The organism is Trichocoleus sp. FACHB-40 (genome assembly GCF_014695915.1).
Taxonomy (GTDB): domain Bacteria; phylum Cyanobacteriota; class Cyanobacteriia; order Cyanobacteriales; family FACHB-T130; genus Funiculus; species Funiculus sociatus.
Genome location: NZ_JACJPF010000031.1, coordinates 34313 through 50102, shown reverse-complemented (window position 1 = coordinate 50102; position 15790 = coordinate 34313). Strand labels below are relative to the sequence as shown.

Below are 15790 nucleotides of genomic sequence, written 5' to 3'. Positions count from 1 at the left end.
CAGCTCTAAAGTCCGCCTGAATGCCACTGTCGGTCTTTGGGCATACAGTTACAGAGAAACAGATATAGTATATTGACGCTAGAGTAAGTATAAGTAAACTGTTATACTAACAAATTGCTAGAATAAATCATTCCGATTAAATTCTTTTCTACAAATTTTAGGTCTTAGCTTCTATGGCTTGCTTAATGAACCGTCTTTCTATTTTTGTAGACGGGAACAATATGTTCTACGCTCAACAAAAAAATGGTTGGTTTTTTGATCCTAGAAGGGTGTTGGAATATTTCAAAAAAGAACAGCCAGAAACAACACTCATCAATGCCTTTTGGTACACAGGGCTTAAAGATCCGCAGGATCAGCGGGGATTTCGAGACGCACTAATTAGTTTAGGGTATACCGTTCGCACTAAAATTCTCAAAGAATACTACGATGATACATCTGGGCGCTACTCCCAGAAAGCAAATTTAGATATTGAAATTGTCGTAGATATGTTTAATACAGTAGAGCAGTACGACAGGGTAGTTTTATTTAGTGGCGATGGCGATTTTGAAAGAGCCATCGAACTATTACGTTCCAAAAATACTCATATCACAGTGGTTTCTACAGAAGGAATGATAGCTAGAGAGCTGCGAAACGCTACAGATCGTTACATAGACTTAAATGATATTCGGGATCATATTGAGAAGACTGAATATTAGCTAATGACTAATGGGGATGAAAAATTACCAATTAGCTATTAGAAATTGATCGAGAACAACTGAGGACTGACCAATTACTATGGAAAATCAATCAAACCAAGACAGAATCGTAATTTTCGATACCACTCTTCGGGATGGCGAACAGTGTCCCGGAGCTACCTTAAATGTAGACGAGAAGTTGAGCATTGCGCGACAACTGGCGCGTTTAGGCGTGGATGTGATTGAAGCCGGTTTTGCTTATGCCAGCCCTGGAGATTTTGAGGCTGTGCAGAAAATTGCTAAAACAGTAGGGACAGAAGATGGCCCAGTTATCTGTAGTTTGGCAAGAGCAATTAAAGCAGATATCGAAGCAGCAGCCGAAGCGCTAAAACCAGCGGCAAAGGGTAGAATTCACACGTTTATTTCAACATCAGATATTCACTTGGAGTATCAGCTAAGAAAATCTAGGGCTGAAGTGTTAGCGATCGCAGAAGAAATGGTCGCTTATGCCAAATCCTTGATGGACGATGTAGAATTCTCTCCAATGGATGCAGCACGTTCTGACCCAGAGTTTCTTTACCAAGTGCTAGAAAGAACCATTGCTGCTGGTGCCAAAACTGTTAACATTCCCGATACTGTGGGTTATATGACTCCCAGCGAATTTGGGGATTTAATTCGGGGAATTAAAGAAAACGTTCCCAACATTGACCAAGCAATTATTTCAGTTCACGGTCACAACGATCTAGGTTTGGCTGTAGCTAACTTCTTGGAAGCTGTGAAAAATGGAGCACGTCAGCTGGAATGTACTATTAACGGCATTGGCGAACGTGCTGGAAACGCTTCTTTAGAAGAATTGGTAATGGCTCTCCATGTGCGTCGGCAATATTACAATCCATTTTTGGGACGTTCAGAGGATTCAGAAGAACCGCTGACCAATATTGATACGCGCCAAATTTACAAGACATCCCGATTAGTTTCTAATTTGACTGGGATGTTGGTGCAGCCAAATAAAGCAATTGTCGGCGCGAATGCCTTTGCTCACGAGTCAGGAATTCACCAGGATGGGGTTCTAAAAAACAAGCTGACTTATGAAATCATGGATGCCCAATCCATCGGATTAACAGATAATCAGATTGTATTAGGCAAACATTCCGGTCGCCATGCCTTCAGCGCCAGACTGAAAGAATTGGGCTTTGAACTAACTGATAGCGAGTTAAATAAAGCATTTCTGAAGTTCAAAGAATTGGCGGATAAAAAGAAAGAAATCACCGATTGGGATTTGGAAGCGATCGCTAACGACGAAACCCAACAAGCTCCCGAAATTTTCCGCTTAGAATTGGTGCAGGTATCCTGCGGCAGCAACTCCCAGCCCACAGCCACAGTAACACTCCGCACCCCCACAGGTGAAGAATTAACTGATGCCGCCATTGGTACGGGGCCAGTAGATGCCGTGTATAAGGCAATCAACCGCGTGGTGAACGTACCCAACCAACTGATTGAGTTTTCCGTTCAATCTGTAACTGCTGGAATTGATGCTATCGGCGAAGTCACCATTCGCCTGAAGCACGGAGAACGGGTATTTTCCGGTCATGCGGCGAACACCGATATCATCGTCGCCTCCGCCCAAGCTTATCTCAACGCCTTGAATCGCCTTTACTCAGCTTTACAAGCTCAGGAAGGGCGGGAAGCCGTGACTTATCAGAAATTGTAAACGTAGGCGCAGAGGTTGACACAAAGGTACGCAAAGTAAGAGAATCCTTTGCGTACCTTTGCTTTTATTTCTTAATAGCAACCATGAAAGAAGATATTTTTGACAAAGAGAAAAAATTTCACGATCAATGGGCATCTACTATAGATGTAGAAGGAATCAAAGTTAAAGATTACTTTGAAGCTTGTACCGCGCCAGAAAATCGATTTATCCTCAAGCAATTAGGGGATATTAGAGGTAAGCGACTTTTAGATTTAGGGTGTGGTGCTGGTGAAAATAGCGTCTATTTTGCCAGGAAAGGGGCGCTATGCTTAGCATCTGATTATTCTCCGGGTATGGTGGAAGTGGCGCTGCAACTGGCAGCTGCTAATGGGGTGGAGATTGAGGGGCGAACTATGAATGCGATCGCTCTTGATTGCCCGGATAATAGTTTTGATATCGTCTACGCCTCGAATTTGCTGCACCATTTGCCGAATCCGAAACTCGCTATTAGGGAAATGCACAGGGTTCTCAAGCCTGGTGGAAAAGCTTGTTTTTGGGACCCTTTGAAGCACAATCCAGTTATTAATGTTTATCGGCGGATGGCTACTAAGGTGCGAACTGAAGATGAAACACCGCTGGATATTAATATTGTAAATTTTGTCAAATCCCAGTTTTCAGAAACGTCTTATGATACGTTTTGGCTGGCGACCCTGTGGATTTTCTTGCGCTTCTATTTGATTGAAAAAGTCGATCCAAATAAGGAGCGTTATTGGAAAAAAATTATTATTGAACAGGAAAGATTAAAGCCGACATATCAGTGCTTAGAAACTCTAGATAGTGTGGTAAAACATATTCCTTTGATGAAGCGTTTTGCTTGGAATTTGGCTGTAGTGGCGACGAAATGATTTGAAATGCAGAGGATGCGATCGCGCTTTCAAATACTGATAATTTGCGTTAAATCTAGTACAAATCCAGGTAGCACTTCTTCACCAGATAAAGTTGTAGGAGACTGGATAATTTCTACTTCCCGATCTTGTCGATAAATCTCCACCCGTTGATTTTGTGGATCAATTAACCACCCCAAACGACAGCCATTGTCAAGGTACTCTTGCATTTTGTCTCTTGCTTTAGACAGAGAATCACTTGCAGAACGCAATGTCAGCACAAAGTCAGGAGAAAGTGGCGGAAATTCTGCTTTTTGTTCAGCAGTTAAAGCATCCCAGCGTTCTTGCTTTACCCAACTGACATCAGGAGAACGAGTCGCACCATTGGGTAATTTAAAACCAGTTGAGGAGTCGAAAGCAACGCCCTGATTTGTTTGGCGATTCCATAGCCAAAGCTGACCGTTTAAGCTAAAGTTACGTCTACCAGTTTCTCCGCCAGTTGGTGGCATAACTATCAATTCTTCTTGTGCAGTTAGTTCCAGCCTTAAATCTGGATTTGCCAGACAAATTTGATAAAATTGTTCATCTGTCAGCTTAACAGCAGAGGGTATATTCAAAATTAGGGTATTCATAAATTTACTATTTTCGGCATCTACTACCATTATGTATAATTCTGATACAACATCTTGGCAAGAGGTTCTCGCAGCTTTTAAAAGAATCTGGGGATATGATGATTTTCGTCCGCCGCAGGGAGAAATTATTCGCAGTTTATTAGAAAAGCATGATGCTTTAATTGTGATGCCAACTGGCGGCGGGAAATCTATTTGTTTTCAACTTCCAGCTTTACTTCAAAATGGGTTAACGTTGGTGATTTCGCCTTTGGTGGCGCTGATGGAAAATCAAGTGCAAGAATTGCGCGATCGCAAGTTGCCAGCTGCTCTTTTGCATAGTGAATTACCCACTTGGGAACGCAAGAAAACTCTGCAAAATTTGGAAAAGTTACGACTATTGTATTTGTCGCCAGAAACTTTGCTGAGTGCGCCAGTGTGGGAAAGGTTGTGTCAACCGCAGCTAGAAATTAATGGGTTAATTTTGGATGAGGCGCATTGTTTGGTGCAGTGGGGAGAAACTTTTCGCCCAGCTTATAGAAGATTGGGTGCAGTGCGTCTAGCTCTGTTAAAATCAAAGCCAGCTAGGACAAAAATAGCGATCGCAGCCTTCACCGCCACAGCCGATCCAAAAGCTAGAGCAACCATCCAGCAAGTCTTACAACTGCAAAAACCCGCTGCTTTCCAAATAAGTCCGTATCGGCAAAATCTGCATCTTAAAGTTCAAACTATTTGGACACCCAGAGGTCGCCGCCAAGGGATGTTAAAGTTTATTCAGGCAAGACCAAACCAAGCAGGCTTAGTTTACGTCCGCACACGGCGAGATAGCGAAGAATTAACCGAATTGCTACGGCAAAAAGGTTATGCAACAGCAGCTTATCATGCAGGGTTGAGTCCAGAGGAACGTCGCGAAATTGAAGCGAGTTGGCTGGGTGGTAAAATGCCTTTTGTTGTCTGTACTTGTGCCTTTGGTATGGGCATCAATAAGCCAGATGTTCGCTGGGTAATTCACTACCATTCGCCTTTGCTGCTTTCCGAGTACGTGCAGGAAGTTGGGAGAGCTGGACGAGATGGGAAGCCTGCGGAAGCTTTAACATTAGTTAGCGAGGCTACGGGGTGGCTGAACCCGGAGGATAAGCAGAGACGGGAATTTTTTGCAGGAAAGATGCGATCGCAATACCAAGAAGCTCAAGCTATTGCTTCCAAACTTCCAACTCAAGGCGAAGTAACAACGGTGGCGAAGCAGTTTCGCGACGGTGCAGTTGCTCTCGCCCTACTCCACAGCGCCGGACAATTAGAATGGCAAAGCCCGTTTCATTATATTCGCCATCAATCAGGAAAATCTTGCTCCTTTGGCGAATTGAACGCGCAGCAGCAGCAGTTTCAGTCTCAAATGACCCAGTATCTTACAACACGAGAATGCCGTTGGCAGTTTTTGTTACAAGCTTTTGGCTTTGCAAAAGAGGCGGCTGGGTGGCGATGCGGACACTGTGATAATTGCAATTGAAAAAAGAACCCTACCCCAACCCCATCTCCCCGCAAGCGGAGATGGGGTTGGGGTAGGGTTCCCTTGGAGTTTCGCCTTTAGCCACACTCTAGCGACGGCGATCGCGCACCTTTTCCACCCGTTTTTCCTTCTCCTGACGGCGATCGCGCGGCTTATCCGCTCGTTTTTCTTTCTCCTGACGACGACCAGTGAGGGGCAACTTATTTTCTCGTTTTTCTTTCTCCTGACGACGGCGATCGCGCCACTCCGCCAGCGTCAGATAAACGACACCGCCACTGACTATAAACAGCAACGCAAAGGTAACAAGACCTAAAACACTAACGACAGAAGTTTCCACGATGCTTTTAGAAGCCGTTACGACCCCAAACTACCATTGCAATCGACCACGTAAACAGAACCAGAACCGTCACCCAGCCCAACGACAAAATATCCATAGCTATATGTAAAAACCATCACGAAATGTCTCCAAGCCATATGATAATTCAATCTGAGACTTCTATGGCACTTAATTGGGAATTGGGAATTGGGAAAAAGTCTTACCTAGTCCCTAGCACCCAGCCCCCAGCCCCTAGTCCCTAGTACCCAGCCCCCAGCCCCCAGTCCCCAATCCCCATTATGTTTGATCCAAAAGAGCGAATTGAATCTATCAAAGCAGGAACCCTGGCGGCAGTGTCCGTTTTCCTAACTTATAGTATTGTCACTCTGGGCAATAATTTACTGTCACAAATACAGATCGTGACTGGTTTTAATTTACTGGTGAAGGTAGCGATCGCTCTTTTGAGCGGTTTTCTCTTTGGTGTCACCTACCGTTATATTATTCGGGAAGACCGCAACTCGCATCTCAAAACTGGCGCTGTGTTTGCCTTTGGGTTGGTGCGGGGATTAGGGCAAATAGAGGTTGGGCTAAATTTCCCCGATACCTTCTGGTTGTATGCTGTACTGGGAATTGAGAGTATCTTGCTGTTTGCGATCGCTCGTTTCACCCTTGACTTAGCAATTTATCGCAGCTGGCTAAAACCCTTCAAGTCAAGCTAAACTCCTCAAACTCAACTTGCCCATACATCATATTTCTGTCAAGAGCTGACAAAACTTTATTATTAGCAGCATCAGACTCAAGACATCGACAAACCAATTGCGCCACATCAGCCCGATGAATTGTTCCCGCAACTCGCGGATCTTCCGTTAAAACTCCGTTACCAGTTGCCGGTTCAGACTTCAGCCCACCAGGGCGAACAATTGTGTAAATAAGTCCACTTTCAATCAAATATTGCTCAGCTTTCTCTTTTTCAATTAAAACTGGTTTTAGAGTTTCCAACGCTTGCGGCGGCAAAGCAACAACACTGTTGCCGCTGCCAATAGAAGAAACTAAGATAAACTTTTTAACTCCCGCTTTCACCGCCGCATCTATGAGATTTTTGTTGCCCAAATAATCAGCTCTTTCGCCGTCTTTAGGTAAACCGCCAATGGTACTAATTACAGCATGAATCGTTTCTTCCAGCATTGCCTGCTCCACAGAGGCAACATTTAGGGCATCTCCCATTACTACTTTAATTCCCATTCCTTCCAAATCAGCGCGAGACATATCAGAGCGCAACATTGCCTTTATTTTTTGATTTTCCCCTGTTAAGTAATTGGCAATTTCTCTACCTACACCCCGACTTGCCCCACCTATAAAAATGTATGATTCAGCCGTCATCTGCAAATTACCACTAACAACTCAAAACTTTTCTTCTTGCCACCATCACCAGCCAAGATTGAGCCTCGCAGGGCAAACCAGGCGGACGATAGTAGTGGTGCAAAATTTCAAAATCAGCTTTTTCTAGACAAGCAGTTAAAGTTTCATATTCCCAACCAACAACATAACGATAACCAGTTGGACGAACGCTATAACCCTCATCATCGCCGCGACAAATAGAAATAACAATTACGCCGCCAAGAACAAGTGTTTGATGTAAATCTTTCAACACCCTAACCATTTCCGCACGGGGAACGTGAAGCAAAGAAGCATTGGCAAAAATGCCATCAAAAGTTTCTGGAGGCAACTCAAGCCGGAGAAACGACTGTTGCCAAACCTCACAATCTGCCGCCTGTTGCGCCATCTCCACAAACGCTGGTGTAGCATCCAAGCCAATCACCGTATGCCCCTGACGCTTAAAAGCAACCAAGTCACGCCCAGGGCCACAGCCTAAGTCGAGTATTTTACCAGGTATCTTAGGCATAGCCGCTACCAGAGCATCGCGATTTTGAGAGACATCGTGATCCCAAGTTCCATCCCGGAAAGATTCCGCCGTCGCCTGGTACTCCGCAATTGTCAGATGCTCGTGTTGTTCCACACTCCCTCCCTTTCCTCAAACCTAATAAAATCTTAGAGGATGTCTGAGAAGTGTCAAAAATTAGCTTGAATCCCCCAGCACTCTTTATTCAGGGGGATTTAAGCGAATTTCCACCCTCTAAGCGTCTCGATTATGACTTTTCAGATATCCTCTTACCAGCACTAATCGCACTGATGTGAGCAGTATTGATTTAGGCAACATTGGTTTGGGCAACAGTCGCTAACCCCGTAATCGAGAAGGGACTTCCTGCCAGAATAGTGGAACTGCGATCAAACCCGCGATTAACTGAATACCACCAAAGATAGCAAGAGAAGGTGCAAATCCAAAGCGCAGTAGCTCGCCAAATATGAAACTGCCTACACCAAATCCAGTAAAGAGAGTAAATACCTTCAGTCCCATCGTTTGCCCCAAATTGTTGTCATCTCCTAAATCGGTCACAATTCCGACAAATAACGGTTGAGTTAAGTCATACCCTAAAGACAAAATAAGAACTGCGATCGTCGTTCCGATTGGCGGAATCTCAAAAATCATTCCAATCCCAGCTAGAGCAGCCATGACCAACCCGGCTGGAACTAGCCAACGCCGTCCCCACCGATCCACGGCTTGACCAATTAGAGAACTTAGCAATAATCCGGGAATGCCGTACCCAAGAATGTTTAAACCAATGCTCAGGGCATCCATGTTGTACCGTTGCGATAAATACAACCCTAGCCATGTATATACCCCAGAGTGGTAAATACCATTCCACAGAACATAAATATATGTACGTTTTCCCCGAAAGGTGGCTAATATCTGGCTGTATCCCCTAAATATTTGGCGAATAGTCGGTAATTTCGTGACTTTTGGTGTATCAAATAAAGAGCCGTAAGGATGAAGCCGCCAAAGGACAACAGCAGCAAGCACAGCAGTACCTATAAAGAGCGATCGCCAACCGACAAATGGCTCAAGAATGGCTCCCCCCGCCGATCCTGCTGCCATACCCCCTTCCATTGCTGCAAACACCAATCCTAGCTTGCTACCTCGCTGATTAAACGGGAATAAATCGCCAATTAAGGCAAAGGTAAGAGGAATCACTCCACTGGCTCCAATTCCTGTTAATAGCCGCCAGGTTGCCATCTGCGAAGCAGTTTGAGCGGTGGCAGTTAAAGCAGTGCAAATGACAAAAACAGCAAGCGAGATGCGAATAATAGACCATCGACCAAAGCGATCGGATAGGAGTCCGAAGAATAATGCCATCAGTGCATAGGACAGCATATAGGCTGGAACGATAAAGCCAATTTCCTGAACCGGAACATTAAAAACTTCAGCCAAACGTGGAATCAGGGGAGCAATCATGTACCCCTGGAGAAAAATTAGCCCCGCCGCGATTGAAAGCAATAAAAACAGGTCTTTATGCTGCTTTAGGCGAATCCCGAGATCGGCTGATTCGGTATGGGGTAAGTGATTAAAAAATTCTTTGGATTTCGGCATTGATTTCAGTGATTTCAACTCACATCACATTTCACAGACGACTAAAATCTGAGAACTTAGCTGGAGTGCCAACGCCAGCAACCAAAGGCAATAGCCTGGTGAAAGCTTGGAATGCCTTCCCAACTCTAGAACTCCCAAGTTTTGCAGGTGTGGAAGCTAGTTGTTAATGTCAGGATAACTTGATAGATGTCCTGATTTGAATAAAAAATGTATATTTAAATACAGAATTTTTTATATGAATTATTAAAGCAGGCTATCCACAAAGCTAGAACTTACCAGAAATCTTTTAATCCCACAAAGTTGTTTTATGGCTGTGCGATCGCATTCAATTTCCCAATGAATCGAATGTGTAGCGAGAAAATCTACACATTCAAGTCGGCTTCGTAAACGAAAAATCCCCGAAATAGCATTTCGGGGATTCTCAAGAAGATTAAAAAGGTTACAAAAACTCCCATCCAGTGCCTTGATATCCGAAGTGGAAGATTTCTGGATGGATAATTTCGGCTAATATCTCCAGAGAGTCTACTAATCTAGGGCCGGGACGGTTGAAGTAGGCGTTGCCATCGGTAAGATAGATTCTGCCAGTTTGTACAGCTTGCAAGCTTTGCCATTCGGGACGCTGAGTTACCTCAATTGCTTCAGAACGGGTGCGGCTTAAGTCGAAACCACAGGGCATGAAGATAATTATGGCAGGGTTTGCGATCGCCATCTCTTCCCACTTCAACCACGGAGAATGCTCTCCCGCAACACCAAACAGCGGTTCTCCTCCCGCCATTTGGACTAATTCTGGAATCCAATTTCCTGCCGCCATCAACGGATCGATCCACTCGATACAAGCAACAGTGGGACGAGTTGTTAAGGATAGCGATCGCGTCTTTTCCACACAATCATCAATCCGAGATTGTAACCCAGTCAGCACTGGTTGCGATTCCACCTCTAAAGCCGCAGCAACTCTTGCAATATCATCCCAGACATCGCTCAAGAAATTGGGCTGTAAGGAAATAATCTGCGCCTGGTTATGGGTAAGACTGGCAACAGCTTTCTCAACTTCTGCCAGACTAACAGCACACACTTCACATTGAGCTTGAGTAACAATGTGCGTAGGTTGCAGCTGTTCTAGAATGTCGGTTTCAACTTTATAGACACTCAGAGCCGATTGCAACAAATCCGTAACGCGATCGTGAATTTCTGGACTGCTGCCTTCAGGATTAAATTTAGGCTGAGTGCAGACTGGTAGATTTTGGATTTCTCTTGGATAGTCGCATTCATGGGATCGCCCAACAATAGCATCAGTCAGCTCCAATATCGCTAAAATTTCCGTTGCACTGGGGATAAGAGAGACAATTTTTAACTCTTTTTGTTTCATTACTTTCTAACCAATTAATAAATTGTCAGTGATTACGATCACTTCTTATTTTTGAAAAAATAACTAAGTATGTAGACATAATTAAAATAAACCTCTGAGCTAGAAACCCAACATTGGCTGGGATTCGATGGGTAAGGCTTGTGTCGCTCTATCCATAATAATTATATCCATCAATTTATAACAATTCTCAATCCTCCCTAAAATCGTTTATTTCTCTTTGTTAGCGTTCTGTGCGCTTTATTATTTTTTCCGACTTCGGCAAGCATTTATATAACACCTAAAAACAACAACGTCCACTATCAAAGCTAAACCAAAATTATGCAGCAAACTAACTTGCGTCTGAGCAAATACCTGCGATCAATCTCGCAAGCTGCAAGTATTATTGTATTTGCAATTGGCTGTTTGGTCATAATCGGATGGATTTTTGACATTACCATCCTCAAGAGCGTTTTTCCGGGATTTGTGACAATGAAAGTCAACGCAGCACTTTTGTTTATCCTGGCAGGTGCTTCCCTGTATAAAGAAGGCAGGAGGCGAAATGTAAAAATGAATAAGCTGGAAATTGGGGGATTTTCAAGAGGTAATAGTCAAGACTCAAGAGTCCCTATTTTTCATTTAACTTTACCTTTTATCGTTGCTTTAATTGGTTTATTGACGTTGATACAATATGGGTTTGGCGTAGACTTTGGTATTGATCAATTACTGATTAAAGAGTCAGATAATGCCATTCACAGGTTTGCTCCAGGCAGGATGGCATTCAATACGGCTCTAAATTTTTTCATCCTTGGCGTTGCCAAAATACTACTATTAAGAAAACGCCCAAATTATCATTTTGCTCAGATATTGAGCATTGCAGCTTTTTTAGTTGCATGGCTGGCTTTTTTAGGGTATTTATATGGCATTTCCTCATTTTACGGAATTAGTATCTATACCAAAATAGCGCTGCACAGCGCGATCGCGTTCATGCTGTTGAGTATCGGGATTTTATTTGCTTGTCCGGACAAAGGATTGATGGCAGTGATCACCAGCAATAACGCTGGTGGTATGATGGCGAGGCGTTTATCTTTAGCTGTAATTCTGATTCCGCCAATCTTATCGTGGTTTATCCTCGTCGGTTATCGTCACGATAAGGTTAATGCCGAAGAAGGATTTACAGTAATTGGAGTGATGAATCTGGTAATTTTTAGTATTTTGATTTGGGGAAATGCCAAATCATTAAATACTATAGACAAGCAGCGGCAAAAAGCAGAAGAGGAGCTTCGCCAGCTCAATGGAGAACTGGAGGAGCGAATCGAGCGTAACATGACAGAATTGAAACGCTCCAACGAACAATTAGCAAGTGAAATCGTCGAACATCAACAAGCTTTAGTGGCGCTACAGGAGAGTGAAGAACGCTTCCGTCAGATTACTAATAATATCCGGGAAGTATTCTGGATGAGTGACCCGGATAAGAACCAGATAATCTACATTAATCCTGCATACGAAGAAGTTTGGGGACGCACGCGAGAGAGTCTTTACGAGCAACCTAAATCTTTTGTAGATGCTATCCATGAGGAAGATCGCGATCGCGTCCTCGCTAGTTTCGCCAAACAATCTTCAGGCGAGTATGAGGAACAATACCGGATTATTCAGCCAAACGGTCAACAACGCTGGATACGCGATCGCTCCTTCCCCGTTCGCAACGCCCAAGGGCAAGTTTACCGTATTGTCGGCATTGCCGAAGATATTACCGATCGCAAACAAGCAGAGTCAGCGTTGCGAAAAGCAGCCGAAGAATTAGAAATTCGCGTTCAAGAAAGAACGGCGGAACTAGCATTAGCTAATGCAGATTTGCAAGAGCAAATACAAGAACGTAAAGCAGCAGAAGCTGCTTTGCAAAAGACAACCAGCCTGCAACGGGCAATTTTAGATGGTGCCAATTACACAATTATTTCTACTTCACTAGATGGCACCATTCTTACCTTTAATCGAGCGGCTGAAGCCTTATTAGGATATGCTGCCGAAGAAGTAGTGGGGAAAACAACCCCCGCCATATTTCATGATACAGAGGAATTAAAGCAGCGAGCGCTCTTGATTGGGGAACAAGCGGAACAATCTCCGATCCCTAACCCCCAATCCCCATTATTCGAGGTTCTTGTTGCCAAAGCTCGTCTCGGAGAAATAGACGAGCAGGAATGGACTTATATCTGTAAAGATGGCCGCCGCTCCAGAATGCTGCTGTCGGTGACAGCTTTATACGACGCAGAGGGAAACATCACTGGGTTTCTGGGAATTGGCAGCGACATCACCGAAAGTAAAAAGGCCCAGGAGGAACTGCGAGAAAGCCAACAGCGCCTACAGGCAATTTTAGATAACTCCCCGGCGTTCATTTACTTAACTGATACTCAGAACAAATACCAGTTGGTCAATCGCAGGTATGAAGAATTGTTCCAGGTTACTAAAGAGCAGATCGTAGGTAAAAGCCTGTACGACATTTGGCCATTGGAGATAGCCGATCGATTTGCCGAAAATAACTTGAATGTACTTCAAGCCACAACTTCTTTAGAGATTGAAGAAAGTGTTCCTCTTGACGACGGGATACACACTTATCTTTCCATCAAATTTCCCCTTTATGACTCTAGTGGTGTCGCTTATAGAGTTTGTGGCATCTCCACCGACATCACCCAGCGCAAACAAGCCCAGGAAGCTTTACAAAAACTGAATGCAGAGCTTGAGAGCAGAGTGAAAGAGCGTACCCAAGAGCTGACGCTGGCTAATGAACATTTAAAAATTGAAATCCTTGAGCGCCAGATAGCCGAGGAGCGACTGCAACATCTACTCAGTTCTAGCCCAGCTGTAATCTATAGTTGCAAGGCTTCAAATGACTACTCTGCCACCTTCATTAGCGAGAACGTCATCTCGCAACTTGGCTATGAACCGCGGGAATTTACCGAGGATTCCGGCTTCTGGATGAACCATATTCACCCGGAGGATAGACCGGAGATATTGGCTGGGCTGTCAAACCTATTTGAGCGAGGGCATCATCATCATGAATACCGCTTCCTACGTCCGGATGGCACCTATCGCTGGATGCACGACGAATTAAAACTGGTGCGGGATGAAGCTGGCAACCCGATAGAAATTATCGGTTCCTGGTGGGACATTACCGAACGCAAGCTCTCAGAAGAAGAACGCGCTCACCTTTTGTTGCGGGAACAGGCTGCTCGGCAGTTGGCTCAGGCAAACGAGCAACGCTATCGTTCTCTAGCCGAAGCGATGCCGCAGATCGTGTTTTCTGTACAGCCAGATGGTAATTGCGATTACTTCAATCAGCGCTGGGTTGATTATACCGGATTAACACTAGAAGAAAGTCTGGGCTACAGATGGGTATCTGCGGTGCATCCGGACGATCGACAGCAAATTCGCCGCGACTGGTATCAGGCTGTTCGCAAGAGCATAAGTTACGAAAGCGAACACCGCTTGAAGCGATCGCTTGATGGACAATATCGCTGGCACCTGAATCGGATAGTGCCTGTACGTGCGAATGATGGGCAAATTGTCAAGTGGCTCGGAACTTCTACAGATATTCACGATCGCAAGCAGATGGAATCAGCGCTGCGAGAAAGTGAGGGGCGGTTTAGGCGCGTTGTTGATTCCAACATGATTGGCATCAACTTTTGGGATGTTTTCGGCAACGTTACCGAAGCCAACGATGCTTTTTTGGGGATGATCGGCTACACGCGGGAGGATTTGCTTTCCGGGAAAGTGCTTTGGAAAGACATGACACCTGTGGAATACAAAGAGCTGGATGAGCAAAAACTCCAAGAGGTTGCAGCTACGGGAATTTGTACACCTTTCGAGAAGGAATTCATTCGCGCTGATGGCAGGCGCGTCCCGGTTCTGATTGGTGGCGCTCTTCTCGAAGAAAATGAATATCAAGGTGTGTGCTATATCATCGATATTACCGAGCGTAAGCAGATGGAGGAGACACTTTCTAAACAGGCACAAGAACTAGCCCGCTCCAATGCTGAACTGGAAGAATTTGCTTATGTCGCTTCCCACGACTTGCAGGAGCCGTTGCGAATGGTTGCCAGCTATACCCAGCTTTTGTCTCGGCGTTACAAAGGGAAACTAGATGAAGATGCCGACGAATTTATTACATTCGCGGTAGATGGTGCCAACCGAATGCAAAGGTTGATTAAAGATTTGCTGGAGTATTCGCGAGTGGGGACGCGAGGCAACGAGTTTGATCCCGTCGAGTGCGAGGATGTGTTACAGGAAGCGATCGCTAATCTGGAATTCGCTATTGATGAAAGTAACGCCATCATCACTTACGATCCGTTACCCACGGTTAGGGGAGATAGTACGCAACTCGGTCAACTGTTACAGAACCTGATTGGCAATGCCATCAAGTTTCGCCAAGATACTCCCCCTCGGATTCACATTGGTGTCCAGCCAACAGAGAATGAATGGATCTTCTCAGTTCGCGATAATGGCATTGGTCTAAATCCCCAAGAGTGCGATCGCATCTTTATCATTTTTCAACGCTTACACGCTCGCGAAGCATATCCCGGCACAGGGATTGGTTTAGCTATCTGCAAAAAAATCGTTGAACGGCACGGCGGACAAATCTGGGTAGAGTCTCAAGTGGGACAGGGAAGTGTATTTTACTTTACAATTCCCCGAACAGGAGTGCATTAAAGGTGAATTCGGGTGATATACCAGTGGAAATTCTACTAGTTGAAGATAACGAGGGTGATATTCGTCTCACCAAAGAAGCGTTTAGAGAAAGTATGGTTTGGAATCACATGAATGTCGTCAGGGATGGTGCTGAGGCGTTAGCTTTCCTACGAAGACAAGGCAAGTATACAGAGGCCATTCGTCCCGGTATTATCTTGCTTGACCTCAACTTACCCAAGCGAAGCGGTATTGAAGTGCTAGAAGAAATTAAGCGCGACGACGAACTAAAACATATTCCTGTGGTAGTTCTCACCTCCTCGCAAGCCGAGCAAGATATTCTTAACAGCTACAATTTCCATGCTAACTGTTTCATCACCAAGCCTCTTGACCTTGAACAGTTCCTGCAAGTGGTGCAGTCAATAAAAGACTTCTGGCTTACCATTGTCAAATTACCACCAGCTAGCTAGTAGCTAATTTCTTGGCTGAGGTTCCTCAAACGCCACGCACCAAAGGCGCTATTAACACAGCAGATGGGGTGGCTCCGATTCCCTACAACTAGAGTTTTTCCCGGCACGGGAAACAGAAAGATTATTTTACTT

The 15790-nt window shown here is 44.7% G+C and carries 15 protein-coding genes; 8 read left to right on the top strand and 7 right to left on the bottom strand.

What is annotated here, in order from left to right; genetic code table 11:
• Positions 1–173 precede the first annotated feature (173 nt).
• The 3 genes from H6F63_RS03035 (at position 174) to H6F63_RS03025 (ending at position 3269) form a co-directional block, all read left to right on the top strand.
• Positions 174–695 (top strand): NYN domain-containing protein, encoded by a 522-nt coding sequence (locus H6F63_RS03035; RefSeq protein WP_190417704.1) that lies wholly within the window; start codon positions 174–176, stop codon positions 693–695.
• 79 nt (positions 696–774) lie between these two features.
• The gene (locus H6F63_RS03030) at positions 775–2385 is read left to right on the top strand and encodes a 2-isopropylmalate synthase (protein ID WP_190634772.1); all 1611 of its coding nucleotides are present in this window, start codon (positions 775–777) and stop codon (positions 2383–2385) included.
• An 83-nt stretch (positions 2386–2468) separates the two neighbouring features.
• Positions 2469–3269, top strand: coding sequence for a class I SAM-dependent methyltransferase (locus tag H6F63_RS03025; protein ID WP_190634770.1), 801 nt, complete (start codon positions 2469–2471; stop codon positions 3267–3269).
• 29 nt (positions 3270–3298) lie between these two features.
• On the opposite strand, the gene H6F63_RS03020 is transcribed toward H6F63_RS03025, so the two are convergent.
• A complete protein-coding gene (locus tag H6F63_RS03020) occupies positions 3299–3880 on the bottom strand; it encodes a Uma2 family endonuclease (RefSeq protein ID WP_190634768.1) in 582 nt (193 codons plus the stop codon).
• 31 nt (positions 3881–3911) lie between these two features.
• Here H6F63_RS03020 and H6F63_RS03015 point away from each other — a divergent pair, with 31 nt between their 5' ends.
• Positions 3912–5363 carry an ATP-dependent DNA helicase RecQ gene (locus tag H6F63_RS03015; RefSeq protein WP_190634766.1) on the top strand — a complete coding sequence of 484 codons (1452 nt, stop codon included), beginning with the start codon at positions 3912–3914 and terminating at the stop codon, positions 5361–5363.
• 88 nt (positions 5364–5451) lie between these two features.
• Here H6F63_RS03015 and H6F63_RS03010 read toward each other — a convergent pair whose 3' ends face one another.
• Together H6F63_RS03010 and petN are read right to left on the bottom strand one after the other, a co-directional pair.
• Positions 5452–5700 carry a hypothetical protein gene (locus H6F63_RS03010; protein ID WP_190445116.1) on the bottom strand — a complete coding sequence of 83 codons (249 nt, stop codon included), beginning with the start codon at positions 5698–5700 and terminating at the stop codon, positions 5452–5454.
• A gap of 7 nt (positions 5701–5707) precedes the next feature.
• Entirely contained in the window at positions 5708–5797 is a 90-nt protein-coding gene (gene petN, locus H6F63_RS03005) for a cytochrome b6-f complex subunit PetN (protein ID WP_190417696.1), read from the bottom strand.
• A gap of 181 nt (positions 5798–5978) precedes the next feature.
• Here petN and H6F63_RS03000 point away from each other — a divergent pair, with 181 nt between their 5' ends.
• A complete protein-coding gene (locus tag H6F63_RS03000; RefSeq protein WP_190634764.1) occupies positions 5979–6398 on the top strand; it encodes a hypothetical protein in 420 nt (139 codons plus the stop codon).
• Here the strand turns inward: H6F63_RS03000 and H6F63_RS02995 are convergent.
• The 3 genes from H6F63_RS02995 to H6F63_RS02985 form a co-directional block, all read right to left on the bottom strand.
• Positions 6385–7059, bottom strand: a complete 675-nt coding sequence (locus tag H6F63_RS02995) for an SDR family oxidoreductase (protein ID WP_190634762.1) — start codon at positions 7057–7059, stop codon at positions 6385–6387. The genes H6F63_RS03000 and H6F63_RS02995 overlap by 14 nt on opposite strands.
• A gap of 13 nt (positions 7060–7072) precedes the next feature.
• The gene (locus H6F63_RS02990; RefSeq protein WP_190634760.1) at positions 7073–7696 is read right to left on the bottom strand and encodes a methyltransferase domain-containing protein; all 624 of its coding nucleotides are present in this window, start codon (positions 7694–7696) and stop codon (positions 7073–7075) included.
• A gap of 219 nt (positions 7697–7915) precedes the next feature.
• A complete protein-coding gene (locus H6F63_RS02985) occupies positions 7916–9166 on the bottom strand; it encodes an MFS transporter (RefSeq protein ID WP_190634758.1) in 1251 nt (416 codons plus the stop codon).
• A gap of 8 nt (positions 9167–9174) precedes the next feature.
• Between H6F63_RS02985 and H6F63_RS02980 the strand changes: the two genes are divergently transcribed.
• Positions 9175–9333, top strand: coding sequence for a hypothetical protein (locus tag H6F63_RS02980; protein ID WP_190634756.1), 159 nt, complete (start codon positions 9175–9177; stop codon positions 9331–9333).
• A 272-nt stretch (positions 9334–9605) separates the two neighbouring features.
• On the opposite strand, the gene H6F63_RS02975 is transcribed toward H6F63_RS02980, so the two are convergent.
• Positions 9606–10532 carry a cobalamin-binding protein gene (locus tag H6F63_RS02975; protein WP_190634754.1) on the bottom strand — a complete coding sequence of 309 codons (927 nt, stop codon included), beginning with the start codon at positions 10530–10532 and terminating at the stop codon, positions 9606–9608.
• 318 nt (positions 10533–10850) lie between these two features.
• Here H6F63_RS02975 and H6F63_RS02970 point away from each other — a divergent pair, with 318 nt between their 5' ends.
• Together H6F63_RS02970 and H6F63_RS02965 are read left to right on the top strand one after the other, a co-directional pair.
• Positions 10851–15212 carry a PAS domain S-box protein gene (locus H6F63_RS02970; protein ID WP_190634752.1) on the top strand — a complete coding sequence of 1454 codons (4362 nt, stop codon included), beginning with the start codon at positions 10851–10853 and terminating at the stop codon, positions 15210–15212.
• Positions 15213–15229: 17 nt separating this feature from the next.
• Positions 15230–15658: a response regulator gene (locus H6F63_RS02965; RefSeq protein WP_190634886.1), complete on the top strand. Its 429-nt coding sequence runs from the start codon at positions 15230–15232 to the stop codon at positions 15656–15658.
• Positions 15659–15790: the final 132 nt, after the last annotated feature.